This window comes from Burkholderia sp. CpTa8-5 (assembly GCF_017815045.1).
Taxonomy (GTDB): Bacteria; Pseudomonadota; Gammaproteobacteria; order Burkholderiales; family Burkholderiaceae; genus Burkholderia; species Burkholderia sola.
Genome location: NZ_JAGIQD010000009.1, coordinates 97,770 through 124,111, shown reverse-complemented (window position 1 = coordinate 124,111; position 26,342 = coordinate 97,770). Strand labels below are relative to the sequence as shown.

Below are 26,342 nucleotides of genomic sequence, written 5' to 3'. Positions count from 1 at the left end.
CTGCCTTGCTGTAAGAATGGTGCTAGCGCGCCTGCAATGGCAGGCACGCGGCGAGCCATGCGGGCGGCGTTGGGGAAAGCTGCTGCGCGACGCGGGCATAGCGCCCGTCGAGCCGCGCGGCCAGATGAAAGAGTTCGGTGGCGTTTTTCGGGTCCCACTGCCCCGTGTAACCCGGCAAGCCGGCCTCGCGGCGCTTCGCGTCGAACGGCACCGGCGAATTCACGAATTCCTCGTGGGTTTTCTCGCCGAGCGCGTACGGCACGAGCCAGTCGAGCGCGGCCGCGAGCGTCGCGCCGTTCGCGCCGCGCTCGCGCAGCCAGTTGCGGTTGAAGCGGCGCGCGGCGAGCGCGGCCGTCACCAGCGGCTGCAGATCGTAGACCGCGTAATGCAGCGCATCGCGTTCCTCGAAATCCCAGGTCTTGCCGTCCGGGCCGATGTTGTCGGCGAGATGCTCGACGAACAGCCGCTGCGCGGCGTTCATCATCTTGCGGTCGCCGAGCGTGAACGCGGACAGCGCGATCAGCTTGATCCGGTGGCTCTGCCAGTTGTTGCGCCAGGTGCCGGTGAGCGGGCGCTTCTGCGCGTCGACCTGCGCGACGTAGCCGGCGCCGAGCTTCGCGATGAACGCGGCGGTCGCGTTGCGCGTCTTCACCGGCAGCGCGCTCGCGGTCATGTCGTACGCGACGATCAGGCTGTCGAAGCGCGTCTCGTCGATCGGGTTGAAGCTCGGCTGGTAGGTCGAAACCCACGCGGACAGGAAGCGGTCGACGAGCTGCAGGTAGCGCGGCGCGTTCGTCACGCGCCACGCGAGCGCCGCATCGCGCATCAGGTCCATGTCCTTGAGCGCGGCTTCGCTCTGGTCGTAGATGCCTTCATGCGGCAGCGTGCCCTCGGTGTGCACGCGCGCCATGGCCTTCGGCTGCTCGCCGATGCGCGCGTCGACGCTGCGAATCAGCGCCTGCACGCCCGGCTCGGCGTGCGTCGTCTCGCTCGACTGCAGCGCCGGCGCCGCGCAGAAATTCATCGCGGCGAGCGCATTGCCGGACACGCCGAGGCCGGCGGCGGCGAGCGACAGCGATGCGACGAGCATCGGCACGTAGCGGCCTGCGCGCGGGCGCGGCCGCCGCGCCGTTGCACCCTGGCCCGGAAACATCGGACGCACCATGCGGAACTCCTTCATTGGCTGGATCGCGTGTGATGTTAGCCGGATTGGCGGGTGAGCGTGAAACGGTTGGCCGGGCGGCGAACGTAAAACCGCACGCAACCGGTGGCTGCGTGCGGTGGGGGCACGGTCGGACGCTCCGGCGCGAGACGGGCGTTATGCGTAATCCGACATCGGCACGCACGAGCAGAACAGGTTGCGGTCGCCGTACGCGTTGTCCGCGCGGCCGACCGGCGGCCAGTACTTGTTCGTGCCGAGCGACGCGACCGGGTACGCGGCCTGCTCGCGCGAGTACGCGTGCGGCCATTCGTTCGCGGTGACGACGGCCGCCGTGTGCGGCGCGTGGCGCAGCGGGTTGTCCTCGCGATCGGCGCGGCCTTCCTCGACCGCGCGGATTTCCTCGCGGATCGCGATCATCGCGGCGATGAAGCGGTCGAGTTCTTCCTGCGATTCCGATTCGGTCGGCTCGACCATCAGCGTGCCCGGCACCGGGAAACTCATCGTCGGCGCGTGGAAGCCGTAGTCCATCAGGCGCTTCGCGACGTCGTCGACGCTGATGCCGCTCGTTTCCTTGATCGGACGCAGGTCGAGAATGCACTCGTGCGCGACCAGCCCGCCCGGGCCCGAATACAGCACCGGATAGTGCGGCGCGAGGCGCTTCGCGATGTAGTTCGCGTTGAGGATCGCGGTTTCGGTCGCGGCGGTCAGGTTCTTCGCGCCCATCATCGCGATGTACATCCACGAGATCGGCAGGATCGACGCCGAGCCGTACGGCGCGGCCGACACCGCGCCGATGCCGTCTTCCGCGCGGGCGTAGCCGGTCGAGCGCTGGTTCGGCAGGAACTGCGCGAGGTGCGCGCCGACCGCGACCGGGCCGACGCCCGGGCCGCCGCCGCCGTGCGGGATGCAGAAGGTCTTGTGCAGGTTCAGGTGCGACACGTCGCCGCCGAACTGGCCGGGCGCGGTCAGGCCGACCATCGCGTTCATGTTCGCGCCGTCGACGTACACCTGGCCGCCGTGCGCGTGGACGATCTCGCAGATCTCGCGGACGTTCTGCTCGAACACGCCGTGCGTCGACGGATACGTGATCATGATCGCCGCGAGGTTCGCCGAATGCTGCTCGGCCTTCGCCTTCAGGTCGGCGATGTCGACGTTGCCCTGCGCGTCGCACGCGACGACCACGACCTTCATGCCGGCCATGTGCGCGGACGCCGGGTTCGTGCCGTGCGCGGATGCCGGGATCAGGCACACGTCGCGATGGCCTTCGCCGCGCGATGCGTGGTACGCGTGGATGATCAACAGGCCCGCGTACTCGCCCTGCGAGCCCGCGTTCGGCTGCAGCGACACGGCCGCGTAGCCGGTGGCCGCGACGAGCATCTGTTCGAGCTGGTCGATCATCTCGCGGTAGCCGACGGTCTGCTCGGCCGGTGCGAACGGATGGATGCCGCCGAACTCGGGCCACGTGACCGGCAGCATTTCCGACGTCGCGTTCAGCTTCATCGTGCACGAGCCGAGCGGGATCATCGAGCGGTCGAGCGCGAGATCCTTGTCCGACAGGCTGCGCAGGTAGCGCAGCATTTCGGTTTCGGAATGGTGGCGGTTGAACACGGGGTGCGTCAGGTACGCGCTCGTGCGCTCGAGGCCGGCCGGCAGCGCGGCGACGCCGGCGAGGCCCGCGTCCAGCGCATCGACGGCCGGCGCGGTGCCGCCCGCGGCCTGCGCGAACACGTCGAGGAGATCGGCGAGGTCGTCGCGCGTCGTCGTTTCGTCGACCGATACGCCGACTTGCGTGTCGCTCACGCGGCGCAGGTTGATGCGCTTCGCGTTCGCGAATGCGTGAATCTGCGCGGTGCGCGCGCCGGTGTCGATCGTCACTGTGTCGAAGAACGTGTCGTTGACGGTCGCGAAGCCGAGCTGCTTCACGCCGGCGGCGAACAGCGCCGCGATGCGGTTCACGCGCAGCGCGATCGTCTTCAGGCCGTGCGGGCCGTGGTAGACCGCGTACATGCTGGCCATGATCGCGAGCAGCGCCTGCGCGGTACACACGTTCGACGTCGCCTTCTCGCGGCGGATGTGCTGTTCGCGCGTCTGCAGCGCGAGGCGCAGCGCGGGCTTGCCCTGCGCGTCGACCGTCACGCCGACGAGGCGGCCCGGCATCTGGCGCTTGAATTCGTCGCGCACGGCCATGTAGGCGGCGTGCGGACCGCCGAAGCCCATCGGCACGCCGAAGCGCTGCGTGTTGCCGATCGCGACGTCGGCGCCCCATTCGCCGGGCGGCGTCAGCACGGTCAGCGCGAGCAGGTCGGCCGCGACGACCACGTGGCCGCCGGCCGCGTGGATCGCTTCGGTGAGCGCGCGGTAGTCGCGCACGTCGCCGTTCACGCCCGGGTACTGCAGCAGCACGCCGAATGCGTTCGCTTGAGCTGCTTCGGCGGCCGGGCCCGTCTTCACGTCGATGCCGATCGGCAGCGCGCGCGTGCGGATCACTTCGAGGGTTTGCGGCAGCACGTCGTCGGCGACGTAGAACACGTTCGACTTCGGCTTGCCGGTGCGCTGCAGCAGCGTCATCGCTTCGGCCGCGGCGGTGGCTTCGTCGAGCAGCGATGCGTTCGAGATCGCGAGACCCGTCAGGTCGGCGACCATCTGCTGGAAGTTCAGGAGCGCCTCGAGGCGGCCCTGGGAAATTTCGGGCTGGTACGGCGTGTAGGCCGTGTACCACGCCGGGTTTTCGAGCACGTTGCGCAGGATCACGGCCGGCGTGTGCGTGTCGTGGTAGCCCTGGCCGATATACGAGCGGAACACCTGGTTCTTGTCCGCGAGCGCACGCAGCGCGGCGAGCGCTTCGGCCTCGCTCTTCGGCTGCGCGAACGGGCCGAGCGGCAGCGTTTCGGCGCGGCGGATCGAGGCCGGGATCACGGCGTCGATCAGCGCGGCGCGCGACGCGAAGCCGAGCGTGTCGAGCATGGCCTGCTGGCTGGCGGCGTCGGGGCCGATGTGGCGTTCGGCGAACGCGTCGTGCGTTTCGAGCGCGGCGAGCGAGAGGGGCGTGCGGTTCATCAGGCGGTCCGGGTGTTCGAGCTTCATGGCGTGACTCTGGTCCCGCGCGGGCCGGCTGCCCGGCCGCACGCGGTTCGGGTAAGGAAAATTAGTCGATCAGCTTGCTGTACGCGTCGGCGTCGATCAGCTTGTCGGTCGATGCGCCGTCCGCGAGCTTGATCTTGAACAGCCACACGCCGTATGCGTCGCCGTTCACTTCTTCCGGCGCATCGGTGGCGGCTTCGTTGATGGCGACGACCTCGCCGGACACCGGCGAGTAGATGTCGGATGCCGCCTTCACCGATTCGACGACGCCGACGGCGTCGCCCGCGCTCACCGACTTGCCGACTTCGGGCAGCTCGAGGAAGACGATGTCGCCGAGCGTGCTCTGCGCGTGATCGGTGATGCCGACCGTCAGCGTGCCGTCTGCCTCGGTGCGGATCCACTCGTGTTCATCGGTGTACTTCAGATCGGCCGGGACGTTGCTCATCGGATGCTCCTGGATAAAAGGGTGTGTTCGTTTTGCTGGCGCGCCGCCATGGTGCGCCGGATGGGGTTGCGCCGGGCGCCATCTCCCGGCTGGCCGGGAGGCAGCGCCGGCCGCCTCCCGGTCGTTACGCAGCGAGGACCTTGCCGTTGCGCACGAACGGCAGTTTTACCACGCGAGCGGGAAGATTCTTGTCTCGAATTTGCACCTGGACGATGTCGCCGATCTGGACGGCCGCCGGCACGCGCGCGAACGCGATCGATTCCTGCATCGACGGCGAGAACGTGCCGCTCGTGATCTCGCCTTCGCCGTGCGGCGTGACGACCTTCTGGTGCGCGCGCAGCACGCCGCCCGCCTTGCCGTTTTCCTTCTGCAGGATCAGGCCGACGAACGCGGCGCGCGTGCCGTTGGCTTCCAGGGCGGCGCGGCCGACGAAGTCGCGCGGCGCGGTGAGGTCGACCGTCCACGCGAGGCCCGCGTCGAGCGGGGAGACGGTGTCGTCCATGTCCTGGCCGTACAGGTTCATGCCGGCCTCGAGGCGCAGCGTGTCGCGCGCGCCGAGCCCGCACGGACGCACGCCGTTTTGCTGCAGCGCATCCCACAGCGCGACGACGTGCACAGCCGGGACGATCACTTCGAAGCCGTCTTCGCCGGTGTAGCCGGTGCGCGCGACGGTGAGATCGCCGAACGGCGTGCCGGCGACCTGCGCGGCGTTGAACGGCTTGAGCTCGCTGGTGGCGGCGCGCGCGGCGGGCACTGTCGCCCAGACCTTTTCGCGGGCGTTCGGACCCTGCACGGCGACGATCGCGAGATCGCGGCGCGGCGCGATCGTCAGGCCGTAGCCGCCTCGCTCGTTCAGCTGGTTGAACCACGCGATGTCTTTCTCGGCGGTGCCGGCGTTGACGACCACGCGGAAGAATTCTTCGGTGAAGTAGTAGACGATCAGGTCGTCGATGACGCCGCCCTGCGGGTTGAGCAGGCACGAGTAGAGCGCCTTGCCGGGCGTCTTGAGCTTGCCGACGTGGTTCGCGATCGCATGCTCGAAGAATGCGCGCACGCGGCTGCCGGTGAAATCGACGACACACATGTGCGACACGTCGAACATGCCGGCGTCGGTGCGCACGGCCGCGTGTTCTTCGATCTGCGAGCCGTAGTTGACGGGCATGTCCCAGCCGCCGAAGTCGACCATGCGGGCATTGAGCGCGCGGTGCGCGGCGTTGAGCGGGGTGTGATTCAGTGCAGTCATCGAGGCCTCAGGCAAGGCGCTTGCGCGCGGATCAGAACGGCCATGTGCCGACCGCCGCGGCCGATGGCCTCGAGCGATCCGGTACATGCCCCTCTGTCCTCGATACCTGAGAGATTGCGCTGCGGGCCAAGCCCGGCGAACGCGCGCCCCTTCGGTGGGCAGCTTGCCCGCGCAGCCAATGCGCTGCGGGCTACTGCCGCTCTCCAGAGTGCGGGGAGTGTCGTGCGCGCAGTGCGCGGACGCGGTTCCCCGACGCGGTCGGTCCTTTTGCCTGAGAGTTTGCGGGTGTGCCCCTTCGGCGGCGCAACCGGTGTCGGAACGACCCGGTCACACGCTCTCCCGACGCGTGCGGGCGACTGTACGCGAGCGGGTCGGCATTGTCAATTTGAGCAAAAGAATGTCGCTTCGCGACAAGCGGCGGCGGCCGGCGCCGCCGCTTTTCTCCGCTCCGGCGGGCGCCGGCGCGTCACTCGCCGATCGCGCGTGCGGCCGTGTCGAGTTCCTGGTTCAGCACCCGCTGCTCGTCGCCGGACAGGCCGCCGTTGTGCTGGGCCGACATGTCGTTCGCTTCCTGGCGGATCACGTCGAGGCGATGGTGCAACTGCGCGCCGTACGGCGGCGGGTAGTAGCCGCCGTTCACGCGCGCGTCGATCCGGCGATGCAGATTGTCGATCCGGCCCTGGACCTCCTGCATGCGGTCGTTCGCGACGACCTGCGGATTCGGTCGCGGCGGCGGAGGCGCCTGCCGGACCGGCCGCTGCGGTTGCACGATACACGCCGCGAGCGAGGAAACCAGGACGCAGCATGCCGCTGCGCGAATCAACCGTTGCATCACATTCTCCTGACGGATAAGTGTCGAATCGACATTTTGAGAAACGCGTCAGACCGGACGACCGCTGACTTTCGTTCCCGCACCATTTGTAACGGAATGTTGGAGGCCGTGCCGGCGGGGCGGGGTGGCGGCAGACGCAGCGCCGCCGCCGGCGCGTGGCGGCGTGGCGCGGTGGGCGGCCGGGCCGGCACTGACCCGGCCGGCGGCCATCACACCGTACGGCGCACGAACGGTACCCGGCGACCGTCGTGCTCGCTCTGCGCGGCGAGCTCGATGATCGTCATCACGTCGACCGCGTCCTGCGCTGTGACCGGGAACGGCGCGCCGTCGCGGATCGACGCGGCGAGCGCGCGGTAGAACTCCGCGTACTGGCCGTCGAGCGTCGGCACCGGACGTTCGACTTCGAGGTCGCCGTCGAGCACGCGCAGCAGGCCGGGCGGGTTGCCGCCGCCGAATTCGACGTCGTCGGCGGTGAGGCCGGCCTTGAGCTGGTCTTCCTGCGTGTCGAGCCCGAATTTCTGATAGCTGCCGCGCGTGCCGTGCAGCGTGAAGCGCGCGGGTTCGATCGCCGACAGCGCGCTTGCATGCAGCGCGACGTCCTTGTCCGGATAGCCGAGCAGCAGGTGCACGAAATCGGGCGCCGTGCCGTTGTCGCGGCGCGTCTTGACGGTGGCGCTCACGGTTTCCGGCGTGCCGAACAGCGCGAGCGCCTGGTCGATCAGGTGCGGGCCGAGGTCGAGCAGCAGGCCGCCGCCGCGGGCCGGCTCCTCGCGCCAGCGCGGGCGCGGCGTCGGCCGGAAGCGGTCGAAGTGCGACGCGAAGTAGGTGAGGCGGCCCAACTCGCCCGATTCGACGACGCGACGCACGGTGAGGAAATCGCCGTCCCAGCGGCGGTTGTGGAACGGCGCGAACAGCCGGCTGCGCGCGTTCGCGAGCCGTGCGAGCGCGAGCGCCTCGTCGGCGGTGAGCGTGACCGGCTTGTCGACGACGACGTGGCGGCCCGCTTCGAGCACCTGGCGTGCGAGCGTGAAGTGCGTGTCGTTCGGCGTGGCGATCACCACGCATTCGATATCGTCGAGGCCGAGCAGCGTGTCGAGGTCGGGGACGATGCGCGCGCCCGGATACGCGGCGTGCGCGCGATCGGACTGACCGGTCGCGATCGCGGCGACTTCAGTGCGGCCGCTCGTGGCGATCACGGGCGCGTGGAACGTCGCGCCGGCGAAACCGAAACCCATCAAACCAATCCTGAGCAATGACGACATGGCAATTCCTGGCTGCGAAGGAAACTAAAGGATGGCGCGCCGGAGCGGCGGCGCGGAGACGACCGGCTATTTTGGCATGGCGCCGCCGCCTGCATAGACGCGTCGGGCGAAACGCGCGATGTGATGCGGCAACTGCGCAAGGAATGCCGGCATTTTGCGCGAGATCGGGTGCCGGGCAGCGCGACTGCCCGGCTTTCGGCTTGGCTCTGCTCGGTTCGCGGCTCTCGGCGTGGCGTGACATGGCGCGCGCCGCGCGGCGAGCCGTGGCGGCCAACCTGCCCGTAGCGTGCCGCGTCATGCGCCCACCCGCTGCCGCACGGCGGCCGCGACCTGCGCGGCCCATACCGCGCACGCCGATGCGCCGGGATGGAAGCCGTCGGCGGCCATCAGGTGACGTTCGAGCGGCAAATCGACCCGGAGGAACGTGCAGTCCGGCTGCGTGCCGGCCCAGCCTGCGAGCACCGCGTTGAGCCGCCTCGCGCGCAGGCCGAGATACCACGCGAGCGGTTGCGGCAGCGCCGGGAAGCGCTCCATCGGCGGCACCGCCGACAGGATCGCGTGCCCGACCTGAAAGCGCGTGGCGAGCAGCCGGACCAGCTCGGCCTGCTGCGCGAGCCAGCGTGCGGGCGGCACGCCGCCCGTCACGTCGTTGACGCCGAGCGACGTGACGGCCACGTCGAACGGCTCGGCCGGCTCGGCGGCGAGCCAGTCGACCAGCTCCCGCGTGGTCAGGCCGGTGCGCGCGAGCAGTTTCCAGCGCACGCGGTGCGTGGCCGCCAGCGCGTTCGCCAGTTGCCCGGCGAGTGCATCGTGCTGCGTCGCGACGCCGACGCCCGCGGCCGCCGAATCGCCGACCACCAGCACGCGCAGCGGCGGGCCGTCGCCGGCCACGCCGTCGCGCGGGCCGGCCGCCTCGGACAGCCGCGGCGTGACGCGGCGCACGTAGCGCCCCTGCGCGAACAGCAGCGGGCCGAGGGCGGCGGTGGCGAACGGGTATCCCATGAGTCGATCCGGTGACGGTTCAGGCAAATTGAAGCGGGCCGGCGCGGACGGCGCCGGGGAGTACATATTGTGTCCGATCCCGGCGCGGACGGGGCCAGATTGGCCGAGCGGACAGGCACGACCCCGCCGGACGGACAGGGGGCGCCCGCCCGGCGAGCCTGCCCGCGCCCGTCCGGCCGCGCGCCCGAAATACGTGCCGCCGACGTGTTAACATGCGCGTCCTGCCTGCGTGTCCGCCTGCTTCCCCAGCCTGTCGCGCACGGCATCCTCCCGGCCCTCCGCCGTCAACCAGCAACACCATCCGCCATCATGTCCGCAGGCCTGAATCCCGCTCAGAATGAAGCGGTGCGCTATCTCGACGGTCCCTGTCTCGTGCTCGCCGGCGCGGGCAGCGGCAAGACTCGCGTGATCACGCAGAAGATCGCGCACCTGATCGAAGCGAAAGGCTTCGAGCCGCGCCATATCGCCGCCGTCACGTTCACGAACAAGGCGGCCGCCGAAATGCGCGAGCGCGTGTCGAAGCTGCTGGAAGGCAAGACGCTCACCACGCCCGGCAAGGAAGGCCGCAAGGTGCCCGTCAACCAGCTCACCGTCTGCACGTTCCACTCGCTGGGCGTGCAGATCCTGCGCCAGGAGGCCGAGCACGTCGGGCTGAAGCCGCAGTTCTCGATCATGGATTCGGACGACTGCTTCGGGATGATCCAGGAGCAGCTCGGCACGACCGACAAGGGGCTGATCCGCAAGATCCAGAGCATCATCTCGCTGTGGAAGAACGGCCTGATCATGCCCGACGAGGCGATGGCGATCGCGGCCAACGAGGACGAGCACCAGGCCGCGCTGGTCTACCGCAACTACGTGGCGACGCTGCACGCGTACCAGGCGGTCGACTTCGACGACCTGATCCGCCTGCCGGCCGAGCTGTTCGCGAAGAACGAGCCGGTGCGCGACCGCTGGCAGAACAAGCTACGCTATCTGCTGATCGACGAGTACCAGGACACCAATGCGTGCCAGTACGAGCTGCTCAAGCAGCTCGCGGGCCCGCGCGCCGCGTTCACGGCGGTCGGCGACGACGACCAGGCGATCTACGGCTGGCGCGGCGCGACGCTCGAGAACCTCGCGCAGCTCGGCAAGGATTTCCCGAAGCTGCACGTGATCAAGCTCGAGCAGAACTACCGGTCGACGGTGCGGATCCTGACCGCCGCGAACAACGTGATCGCGAACAACCCGAAGCTGTTCGAGAAGAAGCTGTGGTCCGAGCACGGGATGGGCGACTCGATCACCGTCACGGCGTGCAACGACGAGGAGCACGAGGCCGAATCGGTCGTGTTCCGGCTGTCCGCGCACAAGTTCGAGCGGCGCGCGCAGTTCCGCGACTACGCGATCCTGTATCGCGGCAACTTCCAGGCACGCATCTTCGAACAGGTGCTGCGGCGCGAGCGGATCCCGTACGTGCTGTCGGGCGGCCAGTCGTTCTTCGACAAGGCCGAGATCAAGGATCTGTGCGCGTACCTGCGGCTGATCGCGAACGCCGACGACGATCCCGCGTTCATCCGCGCCGTCACCACGCCGCGCCGCGGCATCGGCAACACGACGCTCGAGGCGCTCGGCTCGTTCGCGGGGCAGGCGAAGGTGTCGCTGTTCGAGGCCGTGTACATGGGCGGGATCGAGGCGCGGCTGTCGGCGCGCCAGGTCGAGCCGCTGCGGATGTTCTGCGATTTCATCCAGCGCCTGACCGAGCGCGCGGACAAGGAGCCCGCGACCGTCGTGCTCGACGACATGATGGAGGCGATCCACTACGAGGCGTACCTGTACGACGCGTTCGACGAGCGGCAGGCGCAGTCGAAGTGGCAGAACGTGCTCGAATTCCTCGAATGGCTGAAGCGCAAGGGCACCAAGCCCGAGACGGAGGCCGTCGACGGCGAGGCCGAAGGTTTCCACAACGCGGACGGCCTCGCCGATACGGGCAAGAACCTGCTCGGCCTGATCCAGACCGTCGCGCTGATGTCGATGCTCGAAGGCAAGGACGAGGACCCGGACGCCGTGCGGCTGTCGACCGTCCATGCGTCGAAGGGGCTCGAGTATCCGCACGTGTTCCTGGTCGGCGTCGAGGAAGGCATCATGCCGCACCGAGGCGGCAGCGACGACGACGGCCCGATCGACAACGAACGGATCGAGGAGGAGCGCCGGCTGATGTACGTCGCGATCACCCGCGCGCAGCGCAGCCTGCACCTGAACTGGTGCAAGAAGCGCAAGCGGGCGCGCGAGACGGTCGTGTGCGAACCGTCGCGCTTCATCCCGGAGATGGGGCTCGACGAAGCGCCGCCGCCGACGCCGGAAGAAGCGCCGATGTCGCCGAAGGACCGGCTGGCGAGCCTGAAGGCGTTGCTGCAGAAGTGATGGGGCGGCGCTGCCTTAGTCACGGCGCGATGAACCGGCGACACCAAAACGAAACCCCCGCGATGCAAAGGCGTCGCGGGGGTTTTTTACGGATGGCCGTACGGGCGCGTTACTTCGCCGCGTTGACCATGTAGTCGACGGCCGCCTTTACGTCGGCATCCGACGCGTTCGACCCGCCCTTCGGCGGCATCGCGCCCTTGCCGTGCAGCGCGTAGTTGTAGACCGTATCCATCGATTCCTTCAGGCGCGGCGCCCAGTCTGCCTTGTTGCCGAACTTCGGTGCGCCGAGCACGCCGGCTGCATGGCAGGCCTGGCAGGTCGACGCGTACAGCGCCTTGCCGGCCATTGCTGCATCGGCGCCCGCCGGGGCGGCCGCGGGCTTTTCGCCGGCCTTCGGGATCGCGGCGATCGCGGCCATGGCCGCGGCGGCCTGCGCGTTCGATGCGTCGGCGCCCGACGCGGGGGCGCCGCTGGCGGGCTGCGCGGCGTTGGCGGCCGGCGCGGCCGGTTCGGGGAAGTTTGCGCCGTCGTTGTTGGCCATGTAGACGATCGCGCGGGCGATTTCATAGTCGCTGACGTCGTCGGGGCTCGTGCCGCCGCGCGCCGGCATCGCGCCCTTGCCCGCGAGGGCCGTCTTCAGCAGCGTGTCGAAGCCTTGCGAGATGCGCGGCGCCCAGTCGTCCTTGTTGCCGAACTTCGGCGCGCCGGCGGCGCCGGTGCCGTGACAGGTCACGCAGACGGCCTTGTAGACTTCCTCGCCGGTCTTGTACGTGCGGGGCGCGTTGGCGTCCTTCACGTCGACCTTCGCGATCGGCGCGATACGGGCGGCGACCTGCTGGTCGGATAGCGCGTCGGTGCCGGCGCCGGAACGGAATGCATGGTTCGCGTAATTGGCGAACAGGACGATCAGGACGATCGGAATCGCGAACGACGCGATGATGACGGCAATCAGCTGCCCGGGGGTTTTGACGGGAGATTCGTGGGGTGCTTCGCTCATGCTTGCCTCGTCTCCATGAATAGGAATTGTGAGCGCGGTGCAACGGCAAAATGGCAGTCCAATGAAGCACGGACGATTATAGACGGAACGTTTACATCACGGCGAGCGGCGCGATGGCGCGTGTTTACCCGCACGCAGGGCCGTCCGGCGGCGATTCGGCGGGCGAGGTGGACGCGTCTTGGGAAACCGGGTATCCTTGCCGTCTTGCCAATCGTGGGCGGCCTGTATATGGGGTCGCTTCACTGTCTCACGCGCCCGTAGCTCAATGGATAGAGTACTGCCCTCCGAAGGCAGGGGTTGCTGGTTCGATCCCAGCCGGGCGCGCCAAGTCTAGTCAGGCTCTCAGCGGTTTCCTTCCTTCGTCGTGCAGTACCGTTGCAGCTAGATTGCAGCCGGAATCGGCGCGGGCTCGGCCGTGAGCGGCGCGACGCTGTGCGCCAGATGATCGGCTGACAGGTGGGCGTACCGCTGCACCATTTCCATCGTTTCCCATCCGCCCGGTCCCTTCAGCACTTGCAGCGGCGTGCCGCGTCGCACGTGCCAGCTTGCCCCGGTGCCGCGCAGGTTGTGCCGGCGGAAGTCACTGATACGTGCACGCTTCGACGTCTTTCGCCAGGTTTCGGTCGCGTCTGCGCCGCGATCGCGTCGAGCGAACGCGCGAGCGTGCCCTTCGTGCCGGCGCGGCCGATTGCGGCCTGCACGTCGGTGATGAGGAACGGACGGTTCTCGCCGGCCGACCGACTGCGGCGAGCGTGCGTCCTGCGGCGGGCAGCAGACGGGCATTTGCTGAAGAACAACAGGCAAGTCACCGGTCGCAACATGTAGTCCAAACTCGTCGGCATCGAATATTCAATCGAACTCGATTTTGGTCCATGTGTAATCAAGTGTAATTGAGCTCGAGAGGCCATTTGTCTATTTTATATCCAGGTGAGAACCGATAAGGGTAGCTTGCCGATACCTTTGGATCGCGGGGCGCTCTGGCCTTGCAATTCAAGGGGATTTTAAGAAGGACGAGGCCGATTATTTTCTCAATTATCTTAAGGAAAATATCATGAGTGACGTGATCATTGAATTCGCCGCGGATCGGAGCCGCTGCATCGGCGTTGTGCCCGATTCTGGCCAGGGCGGCTTTGTAGGTCCCAACTCGCCGTTGGCACTACGCTATCTGACCGAACAGGATGTACTAAACGTGTGGCATTTTCGTGCCAGCCCAGGGTTCTTCATTCTCGATTTCACCAGTCCTGACTCTCCAGCGGAGCAATTGGCGATCGATTTTAAGGACGGAAAGGTCGCTGCCGAGACACCGCTCGTCGTGCGTAAATTTACCGGTGCGGTATCTCAGCGGTGGAGCCTGACTATGCGCCCGGGATATATCACGTCGGTGGCAAATCCGAATCTCGTGATCGACGACCACTTCGACAGTTTGCAAGGCAACAACGTCATTTGGGCGTTTGCCTATAACGGGACTCAGGCGCAGCACTGGAGAGTCACCAAGGTGCTGGATGCGTTAGCCGCCAAAGCGCCCCAATACGCGTAATTGATTTTTCGGGCCGCGGTCGTCGCCGTTCCGACCGACATTGCCATCGCATCACATCGAAGGGGCGCTTGGGCCCCTTCGATGTGAGTGAATCCAGGCGTCGAATTCCCCGATCCGTTTTCCTGAAGTTGTCCAGGCATAGCGTCACCGCACGGTATCGCGCCGTCATTTCCCCCGCTATTCCCCCGCCTTTCCATTGTGCGAGAATCGCCCGCAACGACAACTCCAAGCGTCGATCGCGGCGGCCGTCCGCGCATCGCGCCGACTCCGATGGCTGCCATTCCGCCCACCCCGACCGCAGTCGCTGCCTGCGCGCTGACCGATGCGCAGCAGGCGCTGCTCGCGCGTCTGAACACCTATTCTCCCGACGATCCGCACGCGCCGCTGCCATACAGCCGCCGCCTTGCCGAAGCCGAAGGCTGGTCGCATGCGCACGCGCTGGCCGTGATCGAGGAGTACAAGCGTTTCGCGTTTCTCGCGCAGGCGGCCGGGCACCCGGTCACGCCGTCGGTCGCGGTCGATGCCGCGTGGCATTTCCACCTGCAGTACACGCTCGAATACTGGGACGTCTTCTGCGCCGGCGTGCTGCGTGCGCGACTGCATCACATGCCCGCCACGGGCGCGCCGGACGAGGGCGCGGCGTACGCGCAGCGCTATCGCGACACGCTCGACAGCTACCGCCGGCTGTTCGGCTATGCGCCGCCGGAATCGATCTGGCCGCGCCCCGTTGACCGGCCGGCCGAAGCGGTGCCGCCGCAGGCAGACGAGCCGGCCCTCGCGCCGACGCGGGGCACGTGGCGCAACCGGCTGCCGAAACTCGCGTGGCCGGCGGCCGCCGCGAGCGTCGCCGCAACCTGCGCATCGGCGCAAGACTTCGACGTGCTGAACTACACGGGGCCGCAGTTTCTCGCGTTCTACATCCCGGCCTGCGTGGCCGCGCTGCTGTTGATCGGGCTTGCGCAACAGATCGAATACCGGTGCCGGCGCAGGCGCGCATTCTCGTCGGACCTGACGGTCGAGCAGGCCGCATACCTCGCCGGCGACGAGTCGCGGGTCGTGCAGGTCGCGACGCTGTCGCTCGTTCACGCCGGCGCGATCGAGCTGGCGATGGCCGGGCGACTGGGCGGGCGCGTGCGGCTCGTCGATGCGACACGGGCGGGCGAATACGGGGACGAATGTGAATGGCTGGCCGGGCAGCCTGAGAGGGAGGCCAGCTTCGGCGCGTTCCGTCAGTTGCTGGCGCGTCGCGCTGCCGAGCAGGCGAAATCGTTGCGCGCGCGTGGCTGTTTCTGGGCGCCGGGCGACATGCGGACGGCGCGCATGGCCCGCGCGATCGCGCTGGGGGTGCTCGGCACGGGCGCGGCGAAACTGGTGGTCGGGCTGAGTCGCGGACGGCCGGTCTTGTTACTCGTGATCTGCATGGCGGCGTTCGCGATTGCATACCGCATCGTCGTGGGGCGGCTGACCGGGTTCGGGCGGCCCGGCCTGACGGTCGGCGGGCAGGCGTCGCTCGTCGCCCGACGGATTGTGCGCAGCGACGAACACGACCGGCCGGACGCGTTGCTGTGGACCGCCGCGCTGTTCGGCGCGGGCGCGCTGACCGGCACCGCATGGGCCGCGTATTCGATGGTGCTGATGGAGCCGCCGCCGTTGACGCCGACCGCCGCGCGGGCGGGCGGATCGACCGGTTCGTCCTACAGTTCGAGTGACTCGTCGTCGAGCTGCAGTTCGTCGAGCTGCAGTTCGTCGAGCTCATGCAGCTCAAGCAGTTGCGGCGGCTGTTCAAGCAGCTGAGCACAGGGCGCGCTGCCGGAACAGCGCGCCGGGTCGCCAGCGTCAGGCAAGCGGCACGGCGCGCGTCGAACTACGCGATCGCGGCATCCGCAGGCGTTCGTGCCTGCGCAGCGCGCCCGTCCCCCGCCTCGACGATCAGCGTCCAGTCGAACGCCGGCAGCGCGCAGAGCTGCTCGACGGTGGCCGCGTACTCGTGCGCGGGCGCGTGCAGGTAGCGCACCTTGTCGGTCCATTCGGGCAGCGGCGCCTGCGACGTGGTCACGACGACCGCCAGCAGATCCCGTTCCGGCCGCCTCGCGATTTCCTGCAGGCTCAGCCGGACCTGGTCGAGGTCGCCCTCGGCGTCCAGGACCAGTGCGCCGGGGATCGGCGCGTCCGGCCGGCCGGGCGGGTTGCCGACAGCGCCTTTGTCGATGCACTGCTGATACACATGGCGATAGCGCGGCAGCGCCTGCTGCAGCGCGTGATGCTTGCGGACCTTCGCCTGCGCCGTGCGCGCGAGCCCGCGGCGCAGCGCCGGGTTCGCGATCAGCCGGTCGAGCGCGTCGACCCAGGCCTGCGGCGCATCCGGGACCAGCAAGCCGTCGCAGCCGTCGTGCAGCGCGAAGCGATAGGCTGGCCGGTCGCTGACGATCGAGGCGATGCCGGCCGCCGCGTATTCCTGCCACCGGATCGTGCTCGTGGCGGCGTTGTAGTCATGGTCGGCGAGCGGCAGCAGCGCGATGTCCCAGCGCCGTTCCGGCAGGCGTTGTGCGTGCGCGTCGTAGTCGTGGAGCTCGGGCTCGCACGCGGCGGCCGGGTGGCCGGCCCAGCCCGGCGGGACGTCCGCGCCGACGAAACTCACCCTGACCTTGCCGGGATGGCGTGCGCAGATCGCGTGCAGCGCCGCGTCGACCAGCGCGAAGTTGTCGGCGCGCAGCGACGCGCCGGCGATGCCGATCGTCACGCAGTCGTCGCCGCGCGCCGTCACGGGGCGGTAGAACCGGTCGAAGTCCACGCTGTCGGGCAGCACGTGAACGCGCGGGTGCGACAGCCGGTAGCGGCTGGCGATGAACGGCGTGGATACGATCACGGCGTCCGCGTTGCGCAGCACGAGCTCGATCCCCGCGCGGGCCATCCCGCCTTGCGTGGCGAGCGGATGCGCGGCCGGCAGGTCGGTCAGCAGGTCGTCGGTCTCGTAGATCACCGGCTTTTCATGCTTGAAGATCGTGTACAGGTCGTTGCCCGTCAGCATGCCGGGCGTCAGCCGGTGCAGCAGGATGGCGTCGGCCGTGGCCAGCACGCTGCTGTCGATCTGGCCGTCCCGGATGCCCGGGACGAGTTCCCATTCGTCGTTCAGCAGACCGAACGGCAGCGTGAGGCGAATGCGCGATGACGCGCACGCGTCCGGATCGATCGAATACACGATCAGGCGCTTGCGGCGCGGTGCGGCGTCCGCCGTCGCGGCGACGGGCGCCAGCGTCCGGTTCTCCGCGAGCAGCCGCGCGTACAGCACGCCGTGGCGCGCGGCGTTGCGGCCGATGTCGTGCTGCGCACGGATCGCATCCTGCGCGGCCGCGGCGAGTTGCGCGCGGGTTTGCGGATGCTCGATCAGGTGCGCGATCGCGTCGACCCACGCGTCGGCGGTGTCGGCGACGAGCCAGCCCGTGCGGCCGTGGACAACCGGGCAGCCTTCCGCCGGCGTGGCGACGAGCACCGTGGCCGCGCCGGCCGCCGAGCATTCGAGCCATGCGCGCGGCGGCGCGTCGTCGTGCAATTTGACCGGCGCCGCGACCAGCGCGATGTCGAGGTCCGCGCGCTTCAGCGCGTCGGCGTAGCTGTCGTAAGGGGCAGGCTCCGCGATCAGCGTGACGTCCGGTTCGCGGTCCCAGCCGGCCGGCAGCGCCGCACCGACGAACGATACCCGGAGCTTCCCCGGAAACCGGCGGCGGAGCTCGACCAGCGCCTGGCGGACCTGCTCGAGACGCACGTCGTCGAGACCGGTGCCGGAAACCGCGAGGTTCACGTGGTCGCGCACGCCGGGCGCCGCGCGGTGCAGACGCTCGAGATCGACGCCGGTCGGCAGCACGTGGACCGATGCGTTGACATGACGGTACTGCCGCGCCAGCGCTTCCGACGGCACGACGAGCGCATGCGCGCGCTGCACGGCGCTGCGGATGCCCGCCTTGCGGCGCGCGTTGTCGGCCGCGCCGGGGATGTCGGCGAGCAGCGTGTCGAGCGGCGTGTCGATCTCGAGGACGACCGGCTTGCCGAGCGAAAACAGGTGTTCCAGCGTGGCGGGAGACAGCAGGCCCGGCGTGTCGCCCTGCAGCACGATCAGGTCAGCGCGCTGCAGCGCGTCGGGATCGATGCCGGCTGGCGTGACAGGGAACGTCAGCGCCCATTCGCGGTCCAGCCGCGCGAACGGCTGCGCGAAGCGCATGCTGGTGCGCGCGTGGTCGGCCGGCTCGGCGGTGACGATCGCGATGCACGAGAGCGGCGCGGACGCGGGCTGTCCCTGGGCGGCGGCGCCCGTCGCGACGGCCTGCGCATCCAGCGTGTCCGCGTGGGCCTGGGTCCGCTCGACGAAGTTCTGCAACTGCCGCCAGAACGCCTCCTCTTCCTTCAGGTAGACGCTGCGCGCTTCGTGAACGGTGGCCTTCGCGTGGGCGATCTCGTGTTCGTCGAGCCCCCACGCGATGCCCTTGCCGTCCATCACCCACCGGGTCGGCTCCGACAGCGACGCGTCATTCATGATGCACACGACCGGGCAGCCGCACAGCAGCGCTTCGAACACGGCGGTGGACCATTCGTACATGTACACGCACTCGACCTGTCGGAACAGCGCCGCGAGTTCGTGCGCCGAACGTTCCGGCACGCGGGTCGAGATTTCGATCGACTCGGCGGTGACCGGATGCAGCGTGCCGCCGCGCCGCAGGTGGCGATTGATGAAGACGGCCGTGCCGTTGCGGCGGGCGTCGTCGACACCGTCGCTGTTGAAGATGCGCGTGTCGACGAGCGGTATGCGCAGCAGGTCCGCCTTCCATTCTTCGGGCACCAGCGACGGCCCGAACGTGAAGATGAGATCGTTCGGGTGCAGGGCGATCGGTTCGCCGTTGATGCGACCGGGCTCGGCCAGCAGGTAGCGCACGACGCAGCGCGCGTTGAACGGATTGCCGGTGACGACGTCCGGGTAGACGACGATCGGGCTGCGATTCGCGCGGGCGTGCGCCTGCACGATGTCGTCGGTCAGCGGCGGCGTGCGCAGGTCAGGATGCACGACCGGCGTGCAGACGTACGCTTCGTGGCCGAGCAGGTTCAGCACGTGGCACAGGTAGTGCATCGCGCGGATCCCGCCGGAGGTTTGCCGGAAATTCGGCGCGAGGATGTAGTACGGGTGGCCGAGTCGCGTAAAAATGCGCGAACCGCCGTGCGTCAGACCGGGTTTGGGAGTCGTCATCGTTATCGGGTGCGGTAGAAATCGAAGACCACGTCGAGGATGCGATCCTGTTCGGCTTCGGTCATGTCGTGGTAAAGCGGCAGCCGGACGAGCCGGTCGGCGACGAGGTCCGTCACCGCCATGCCGGATCCGCAGCGCCCGTAGCGCTGGCCAGCCGGCGAACTGTGCAGCGGCACGTAGTGGAACACCGCGTTCACGCCCACCGCGCGGATCTGCTGCAGCAACTCGGTGCGTTCGGCGAGGGTGCGTGCGAGGAAATAGAACATGTGGCCGTTGCCGCGCTCGGCGAGCGAAATCGCGGGCAGCTCGATCAGCCCGTCCGCGTGCAGCGGCCGCAGCGCGTCCTGGTAGCGCTGCACGGTCGCGCGCCGCTGCGCGGTGATCACGTCGGCGTGCTCGAACTGCGCGTACAGGAACGCCGCGATCAGCTCGCCCGGCAGGAACGACGAGCCGACGTCGACCCATGTGTACTTGTCCACCTGCCCGCGGAAGAACTGACTGCGGTTGGTGCCCTTCTCGCGGATGATTTCCGCGCGCTCGACGAGGCGCGGGTCGTTGACCAGCAGCGCGCCGCCTTCGCCCGAGATCACGTTCTTGGTCTCGTGGAAGCTGAGGCACGCGAGGTGGCCGAGGCTGCCGAGCGGCTTGCCGTTCCACGACGACTGCAGCGCCTGAGCGGCGTCCTCGATCACCCACAGGTCGTGGTCCGCCGCGAGCTGCCCGATCACGTCCATGTCGCATGCGACGCCCGCGTAGTGCACCGGCACGATCGCGCGCGTGCGCTGGGTGATCGCGGCGGCGATCTGCGTCTCGTCAAGGTTCAGCGTGTCGCGGCGGATGTCGACGAACACCGGCGTCGCGCCGCGCAGCACGAACGCGTTGGCGGTCGACACGAACGTGTAGGACGGCATGATCACTTCGTCGCCGGGCTGCACGTCGGCGAGGATCGCGGCCATCTCGAGCGCGGCCGTGCACGAGTGCGTGAGCAGCGCGCGCTGGCAGCCGATGCGCGCTTCCAGCCAGCGGTGGCAGAGCTTCGTGAACGCCTGGTCGCCGGCGAGGCCGCCCTGCTCGACCGCTTTCGCGATGTAGTAGAGCTCCTTGCCGACCACGAACGGGCGGCCGAACGGAATGACGTCGAGATTGGGTGGGCCGAACATGGTCAGGCTCCGCAGTAAGGGGGGACGTTCGGCCGCGCGGCTTGCGCGCGGCACCGCTCAGATGTCCTTGCGGACGAGAATCGTGAATTCGTACAGGCCGTAGTCGTGCAGCAGCGCGACGTGGCGCGAATAGCGGCGCTTGCAGCGATCGAACAGCGCGCACGGGTCCGCGTAGTACAGGAGGTCCGGGCGCATGAACGGCGGATCGGAATACGACGTCAGGCAGTTGAACGCGAAGCCCAGCCGGCTCGTCGCGTGCAGCGTGTCGAGCGTTGCGTGGATGTAGTCGAGCCATGCGTCGTCGCAGTGACCGCGCCTGACGTTGAAGATGCCGGATGCGATCCCGTAGTCCGACGCGGCCTGCGGCACCGCGCCGACATGAAACGCGACGTTCGCGTCGTCGCGATAGCGCTGCCGCGCGGCGTCGACCATATCGGACGAGATGTCGTAGCCCGCATACGCGAAGCCGTCCGGCAGCGCACGCGCCTTCAGGAAATCGACCAGCGCGCCGTAGCCGCAGCCGATGTCGTTCACCGAGTGGCCGCCGGACTCGGGCAGGATCTTCGTCAGTTGTTCGAAGCGCAGGAACTGGCCGGTTTCGCCGTTCCAGTCGACGCCGCGCGCGGTCGCGCCGTGCTCGGCCAGCCGCGCGCTGTAGTACGCGGCCACTTCTTCCAGCAGGCTCGCATGCCGGGATTCGCTCATGAACATCGCCTCAGTCTTTCGAGGTCAGCGCGTACCGACGCGCGTCGGGACCGCAGTTGAACAGCACGTCGAGCACGGTCACGCCGTGGACGAAGTCGCCCCACTGCTGCGGATACTCGGGATAGCTCGGATAGTCGAACCAGCGCACCGCGACGCCGGCATCGGCGAACAGGTTCTCGTCGAGGTAGCTGCGCGCGGCCGGGCCGGACAGGTACTCGGACGCGCCCGCCTGCACGCACAGGTTCAGCAGTTTCTCGGTGCGGTCGCCGTGGAGCGCATAGTCCGACGTCGACGACACGCGCGTGCCGATTTCCAGTTGCCGCAGGACCCACGTCAGCATCGCGACATTCAGCTCGCTCAGCATCCCGTAGGTGCGACCGGTGTAGAGCGCTTCGAGCTCGTCCGCATAGCGCGCGAAGTGCGGCGCGCGCGCATAGTTCTGCTGCAGGGCCTTCCAGTGCAGCGGCGCCCAGTCGGCGCCGTCGATCTCGGTTTCGCGGATCGACTGGTGATACTTGCCCTTCACCTTCACCGGCACGCTCAGCCATTGCACGCCCTGCGGCGTCTTGATCTGGTTGCGGTTGCGCCAGTCGCGGCGCGTGTACTGCGCGTCATCGTAGAGGATGAACTCGTCGCTGGCGGCGATCAGGTCGAAGTAGCCCTTCCACGGAATGTAGTTGGACTGGACGATCGCCACCCGCTTCGCGTCGCGGTTCATGGTCGCACCGCTCATGCCGGAATGTGGCCGTACCGGTACATGTCGACGAGCTCGGGCGGAATGCCCCAGTCCGTTGCGCCCAGCTTGTCGTGCAGCGCCTCCAGGTCCGCGCGCATCGCGTTCCGAAGCTGTTCGACCATGCGGTTGCGCGCCGGCACGAAGTCGTGCTGGTACGCGGCATTGATCTGATGGCGTACCGTCTTCGCGATCGCCGCCTCGCGCGTCATGTTGCGGATCAGCGGGCGTTCTGGCGCGAGTTCCGCGTAGCGCGGATCGATCGGTTCGCCGCGCATCGCCGCGACGAGATCGCGGCACAGCACCGGCGACAGGTGGAAGCCGTCGCGCTTGGTGCCGCCGAGAATCCACAGGTCGCGCACGCTCGTTTCGCCGAACAGCGGATACAGGTCGGACGTCGTCGGCCGCCAGCCGACGTTGACGTTGACCAGGTTCGCGCGCGAGAAGCGGGTGTTGATCTGGTCCATCGCGGACTTGAGCAGCGTGTACGCGCTGCCGGCGTGGCCGTGCTCGTGCGGCACCGGGCTGATGTAGTTGCTGGCGCCGACGAGGGTCCGGTCGGGCCCGTACGGCGCCGAATACACACCGCACGCGAGGCCGCGGTTGGTCGTGCGCACGCAGTGCGTGTGCACGTTCTCCGTGCTCTGCAGTTCGATCGACATGCCGATGCCGTAGAACATCCGCTGCACCGGCAGCTCGGGCAGGCTCGCCTGCAGCACGCGCGTCACGTTGGCGCCGTTGCAGAGGATGAAGCGGTCCGCGCCGAGCACGCTGCCATCGGACAGGCGCGCCCCGGTGACGCGTCCGGCCGCGGTGTCGAGCCGCTCGACCTCGGCGTCGATGAAGCGCACGTTGCCGGCTTGCGCGACCGACGCGGTCAGCGCGTCGAGAAACTGTTTGGGATTGACCCAGCCTTCGCGCTTCAGGAAGACCGCCTTCAGCGCGCGATAGCGCGGGTCCGGATGATAGTTCGGGATGCCTGACGGATCGACCGCCTCGCAGGGCTCCTCGAATTCGCGGCAGAACCGCTGCATGGCCGCGAAGTTCTCGTCGTCGAGCGCGTCGGTCGCCGCGTTGTTCAGCACGAAGGTGCCGAAGCCGTGCGCGACCGCGCGCGCCGGCGTGCAGATTTCAGCGAATACGGCGGGCCAGGCCGCCGTCGCGCCGCGGCTCAGCTCGAACTTGAAGCGGTCGATCGGCGTGCCGAGCGAATCGCCTTCCAGCTCGGTGAACGAATTGAGCATCGCCGCCGCAGCGCGCGTGGCCGAGCCGGGCCGATGCGCGTGGCCGACGATCACGAGCTCGACGCCCGCGTCGGCCTGCTGCCATGCTCGGGCCGTCATCAGGCCGAGAATGCCGTTGCCGAGGATGGCGATTTTCATTTGCGTGCGCCTCCGCCTTCGGGGAATGACAGGTAGCAGAGCGACGGATAGGCCGCCGCCTTGTGGATCTGGTGCGGACGGTTGCCGAGCAGGTCGCGCAGGTAATGGACGCCTTCCGCGGGCAGCTGGCCGCCGCGGGTGAGCTGCCAGAACGCGACGACGCCGCCGGGCACCAGCCGCTCCATCACCGCGTCGAACGCGTGCCGGGTCGGCTCGATCACGTTCAGGTCGAACCACGCGAGCGCGACCATCTCGCCGGGATGCGCTTCGTCGAACGCCGCCAGCGTGTCGCGGCAGTCGCCTTCCCACACGTGGTGCTTGTCATGCACGTGTCCCATCGCGTTGCTGCGCTCGTGCAGGTTCAGCAGCTTGCGCAGCAGGTCGGCGTACTCGCCGGACAGCGAGTACGTGCCGTCGGAGAACAGCTTGCGGTCGCGGGTGTCGTGCTCGGCGAAGCCCGTGTAGCCCGTGAACGTATCGAATGCGTGGATCCGGCGCTGGAAGTTCAGCGGCTCGAGAATCGCGCGGAAGTTCTCGCACAGCACGGCGGTCTGCCCGCGCCACGTGCCGAGATCGAGGATCGCGCCCGGCAGCGGCACGATTTTTTGATAAATCTCGAAGGTCGCGAGAATGCGTGCGAGGAGCGAGCCGCGCACGAACAGGCCGAGCGACCGTTCCAGTTCCTCGCGCGTCGCGGGGTAGGTCTGCATCAGGTCGAACAGTTCGCGGCGCGCCGCGAGCTGATCGCCATCTGCGTTGGTGATGATCGCTGATTCGTGCATACACAGGGCTCCAGGCGCAAAGGGTGTGACCGGACGAGCGCGTGTCGGCACGGTGGCATCGGAATGCGCAACCGTCCGAGCGTCGCAGGTCGGACATCTTTCTACGATCAAGTCTAGCGAGCGCCGCCAGGATCGAATGTCGGATTAGCGGGTGGTTTCACCCCGCATTTCGATGGATGCGCGCGTGTCCGGCGCGAATTCGGGGCGCCCGCGGGGGCGGCTTGCAGTCGCGGGAATAGCGACCAATTCCAGCACCTGCTCGCCAAATTGGAACGCGGCGAGCGCGTGGAGAATTCGGACACGTCGGAGACCGTCGGTGCGTGCGTCCGCGGGCGAAGGCGTGTGCCGACGCAGCGGCGCCGGCCGCGATTCGAATCCCGTATTGGCTACCAGGACGACAAAGCTCATGATGCCCACCTCCCCCGCCGCCGCCACGATCGAACAGGCGCTGGCGCACCATCAGGCCGACCGGCTGGAAGAGGCCGAGACGCTGTACCGGCAGATCCTCGACACCGATCCCCGGCACGCGGACGCGCTTCACCTCCTCGGCCTGATCGGCCATCAGTACGGGCGCTATCAGGAGGCATCCGACCTGATCATGGCGGCGATCGAGATCCGGCCGGACGCGATGTACTACTACAACCTCGGCAACGTGATGCAGGCGGACAACCGTCACGCCGCCGCCGCCGAGTGCTTCCGTCTCGCAATCGAGCTGCGACCCGACTACGTCGATGCGTACAACAACCTCGGCAACGCGCTGCGGCTCGCCGGCGACGCGCGCGCGGCCGTCGATGCGTTCTGCCAGGCCATTGCGCTGAAGCCGGACAACGGCCAGGCCTACAACAACGTTGCGAATGCGCTGTTCGACCTGAACGAGATTCCGGCCGCGCTCGAGGCTTACCGGCACGCGGTCGCGCTGCGCCCCGAACTGCCGGAGCCGCGCAGCAACCTGCTGTTCGCGAGCCACTTCAGCGAAGCGTTCGACCACGACGCCTATCTCGCCGAGGTCGCGCGCTACGACGAACTCGTCACGCGGTGCGCGAAGCCGTGGACGGACTGGCTCGTCGACCTGGCTCCCCGGGTCGGGCGGCCGCTGAAGGTCGGCATCGTGTCGGGCGACCTGAAGGCGCATCCGGTCGGCTATTTCATCGAGAGCATGCTGAAGCATCTCGACGCGAACCGGATCGAGATGCATGCGTACCCGACGCGCGACGTCGAGGACGACGTGACCGCCCGCATCAAGCCGGCCTTCTCGACATGGACCAGCATCGCCGGCCTGAGCGACGAAGCGGCGGCTGCGCGTGTCCGCGCGGACCGCATCGACGTGCTGCTCGACGCGGCGGGCCACACGGTCTACAACCGCCTGCCGCTGTTCGCGTGGAAGCCGGCGCCGCTGCAGGCGAGCTGGCCCGGTTATTTCGCGAGCACCGGCGTGGGCGCGATCGACTACGTGATCGGCGACCGTCACGTGCTGCCGCCCGCCGAGGCCGCGCATTTCACCGAGCGGCCGTGGCACCTGCCGGACAGCTATCTGTGCTTCACGCCGCCGGCCGAGCCTGTCGACGTCGGCGCGCTGCCGATGCTCGCGAATGGCCATCCGACCTTCGGCTATTTCGGCAAGCTCGCGAAGATCACCGATCGCGTCGTCGCGGTCTGGTCGCGCGTGCTGCAATCGGTCACGGGCGCAAAGCTGTTCGTGAAGGCCGAGCATCTCGACGATCCGCGCGAGCAGCAGGCGCTTGCCGCGCGCTTCGCGGCGCACGGCATCGGCGCGCAGCGCCTGATCCTCGAAGGCCGCTCGCCGCGCGCCGAATACCTGGCCGCGTACCGGCGTGTCGACCTGATGCTGAGCCCGTTCCCGTATCCGGGCGGCACGACGACCGCCGAAGCGCTGTGGATGGGCGTGCCCGTGCTGTGCCGGCGCGGCGAGCGCTTCCTGTCGCACATCGCCGAGAGCCTGCTGCATTCGGCGCGGCTGCCCGAGTGGATCGCGGACGACGACGCCGCGTATGTCGCGAAGGCCGTCGCGCAGGTTGGCCAGCCGGCCGAGCTGGCGGCGCTGCGCACGACGCTGCGCGCGCAGGTGCTCGCGTCGCCGCTGTGCGACGCGCCCCGCTTCGCGCGCCACTTCGAGGACGCACTGCACGGCATGTGGGCGCAGCACGTCGAAGCCGCGCCGGTCGCATCCGTGTGAGGCGGCCTACGACTTGACGTGCGTGGGCATTTCCACGGTGGCGGCAAGCGGAACATGGCGGCTCTCGCGCCGAACACCGCGCCGGCCGACGTGATCGTCATTCCGACCGGTGGCGCGTGCGCGACACCGTCGTCGGGATGGCGCGCGATGGGATGGCGGCGTCGGCCGCGATGATCGGGCACGGCGGCAGGCCGA

General features: G+C 68.5%; 19 protein-coding genes, 1 tRNA gene, 1 pseudogene and 2 riboswitches. Of the genes and pseudogenes, 5 read left to right on the top strand and 16 right to left on the bottom strand.

From position 1 onward, the window contains the following. Positions 1–22 precede the first annotated feature (22 nt). The 7 genes from J8I35_RS16215 to J8I35_RS16185 form a co-directional block, all read right to left on the bottom strand. A complete protein-coding gene (locus J8I35_RS16215; RefSeq protein WP_124555777.1) occupies positions 23–1,165 on the bottom strand; it encodes an alginate lyase family protein in 1,143 nt (380 codons plus the stop codon). A gap of 153 nt (positions 1,166–1,318) precedes the next feature. Further along, entirely contained in the window at positions 1,319–4,246 is a 2,928-nt protein-coding gene (gcvP, locus tag J8I35_RS16210; RefSeq protein ID WP_209926174.1) for an aminomethyl-transferring glycine dehydrogenase, read from the bottom strand. A 61-nt stretch (positions 4,247–4,307) separates the two neighbouring features. Then, positions 4,308–4,688: a glycine cleavage system protein GcvH gene (gene gcvH / locus J8I35_RS16205; RefSeq protein ID WP_089488033.1), complete on the bottom strand. Its 381-nt coding sequence runs from the start codon at positions 4,686–4,688 to the stop codon at positions 4,308–4,310. Positions 4,689–4,812: 124 nt separating this feature from the next. Continuing rightward, on the bottom strand, positions 4,813–5,931 hold the full coding sequence (gene gcvT, locus J8I35_RS16200) for a glycine cleavage system aminomethyltransferase GcvT (RefSeq protein WP_209926172.1): 1,119 nt from the start codon (positions 5,929–5,931) through the stop codon (positions 4,813–4,815). Between the two features lie 83 nt (positions 5,932–6,014). Then, a riboswitch (glycine riboswitch) is annotated at positions 6,015–6,148 on the bottom strand. 31 nt (positions 6,149–6,179) lie between these two features. Then, positions 6,180–6,283: riboswitch (glycine riboswitch) on the bottom strand. 114 nt (positions 6,284–6,397) lie between these two features. Then, positions 6,398–6,763, bottom strand: a complete 366-nt coding sequence (locus J8I35_RS16195; RefSeq protein ID WP_124653680.1) for a hypothetical protein — start codon at positions 6,761–6,763, stop codon at positions 6,398–6,400. Between the two features lie 209 nt (positions 6,764–6,972). Continuing rightward, positions 6,973–8,025, bottom strand: coding sequence for an oxidoreductase (locus J8I35_RS16190; RefSeq protein WP_209926170.1), 1,053 nt, complete (start codon positions 8,023–8,025; stop codon positions 6,973–6,975). Positions 8,026–8,319: 294 nt separating this feature from the next. After that, complete coding sequence (locus J8I35_RS16185; RefSeq protein ID WP_209926168.1) at positions 8,320–9,027, bottom strand: SGNH/GDSL hydrolase family protein; 708 nt, start codon at positions 9,025–9,027, stop codon at positions 8,320–8,322. A 309-nt stretch (positions 9,028–9,336) separates the two neighbouring features. Here J8I35_RS16185 and J8I35_RS16180 point away from each other — a divergent pair, with 309 nt between their 5' ends. Beyond that, positions 9,337–11,424 carry a UvrD-helicase domain-containing protein gene (locus tag J8I35_RS16180; protein ID WP_050015912.1) on the top strand — a complete coding sequence of 696 codons (2,088 nt, stop codon included), beginning with the start codon at positions 9,337–9,339 and terminating at the stop codon, positions 11,422–11,424. A 109-nt stretch (positions 11,425–11,533) separates the two neighbouring features. On the opposite strand, the gene J8I35_RS16175 is transcribed toward J8I35_RS16180, so the two are convergent. Further along, entirely contained in the window at positions 11,534–12,421 is an 888-nt protein-coding gene (locus tag J8I35_RS16175; protein WP_089488035.1) for a c-type cytochrome, read from the bottom strand. A gap of 251 nt (positions 12,422–12,672) precedes the next feature. Between J8I35_RS16175 and J8I35_RS16170 the strand changes: the two genes are divergently transcribed. Beyond that, a tRNA-Arg gene (locus tag J8I35_RS16170) sits at positions 12,673–12,748 on the top strand. Positions 12,749–12,802: 54 nt separating this feature from the next. On the opposite strand, the pseudogene J8I35_RS16165 reads toward J8I35_RS16170, so the two are convergent. Further along, positions 12,803–13,036, bottom strand: a pseudogene (locus tag J8I35_RS16165) (tyrosine-type recombinase/integrase); the annotation flags it as partial. A gap of 436 nt (positions 13,037–13,472) precedes the next feature. Here J8I35_RS16165 and J8I35_RS16160 point away from each other — a divergent pair. Beyond that, positions 13,473–13,958 (top strand): hypothetical protein, encoded by a 486-nt coding sequence (locus tag J8I35_RS16160; RefSeq protein ID WP_050015937.1) that lies wholly within the window; start codon positions 13,473–13,475, stop codon positions 13,956–13,958. A gap of 270 nt (positions 13,959–14,228) precedes the next feature. After that, positions 14,229–15,752, top strand: coding sequence for a TIGR04222 domain-containing membrane protein (locus tag J8I35_RS16155; RefSeq protein WP_209926166.1), 1,524 nt, complete (start codon positions 14,229–14,231; stop codon positions 15,750–15,752). A gap of 70 nt (positions 15,753–15,822) precedes the next feature. Here J8I35_RS16155 and J8I35_RS16150 read toward each other — a convergent pair whose 3' ends face one another. The 7 genes from J8I35_RS16150 to J8I35_RS16120 form a co-directional block, all read right to left on the bottom strand. Further along, a complete protein-coding gene (locus J8I35_RS16150; RefSeq protein WP_209926165.1) occupies positions 15,823–19,191 on the bottom strand; it encodes a glycosyltransferase in 3,369 nt (1,122 codons plus the stop codon). A 2-nt stretch (positions 19,192–19,193) separates the two neighbouring features. Next, positions 19,194–20,351, bottom strand: a complete 1,158-nt coding sequence (rffA, locus tag J8I35_RS16145; protein ID WP_050015942.1) for a dTDP-4-amino-4,6-dideoxygalactose transaminase — start codon at positions 20,349–20,351, stop codon at positions 19,194–19,196. 57 nt (positions 20,352–20,408) lie between these two features. Then, positions 20,409–21,056: a class I SAM-dependent methyltransferase gene (locus J8I35_RS16140; RefSeq protein WP_209926164.1), complete on the bottom strand. Its 648-nt coding sequence runs from the start codon at positions 21,054–21,056 to the stop codon at positions 20,409–20,411. Between the two features lie 10 nt (positions 21,057–21,066). Continuing rightward, the gene (locus tag J8I35_RS16135) at positions 21,067–21,789 is read right to left on the bottom strand and encodes a WbqC family protein (RefSeq protein ID WP_124594424.1); all 723 of its coding nucleotides are present in this window, start codon (positions 21,787–21,789) and stop codon (positions 21,067–21,069) included. Continuing rightward, entirely contained in the window at positions 21,786–23,171 is a 1,386-nt protein-coding gene (locus tag J8I35_RS16130; RefSeq protein WP_050015947.1) for an FAD-binding oxidoreductase, read from the bottom strand. Before J8I35_RS16130 ends, J8I35_RS16135 begins: the two co-directional genes overlap by 4 nt. Continuing rightward, positions 23,168–23,953, bottom strand: a complete 786-nt coding sequence (locus J8I35_RS16125) for a class I SAM-dependent methyltransferase (protein ID WP_069246845.1) — start codon at positions 23,951–23,953, stop codon at positions 23,168–23,170. The genes J8I35_RS16130 and J8I35_RS16125 overlap by 4 nt, the downstream gene beginning before the upstream one ends. Before the next feature lie 144 nt (positions 23,954–24,097). Then, positions 24,098–24,361 (bottom strand): hypothetical protein, encoded by a 264-nt coding sequence (locus J8I35_RS16120; RefSeq protein ID WP_209926163.1) that lies wholly within the window; start codon positions 24,359–24,361, stop codon positions 24,098–24,100. Here J8I35_RS16120 and J8I35_RS16115 point away from each other — a divergent pair. Further along, positions 24,360–26,147 (top strand): tetratricopeptide repeat protein, encoded by a 1,788-nt coding sequence (locus J8I35_RS16115; RefSeq protein WP_209926162.1) that lies wholly within the window; start codon positions 24,360–24,362, stop codon positions 26,145–26,147. The genes J8I35_RS16120 and J8I35_RS16115 overlap by 2 nt on opposite strands. The last annotated feature ends 195 nt before the right edge of the window (positions 26,148–26,342 follow it).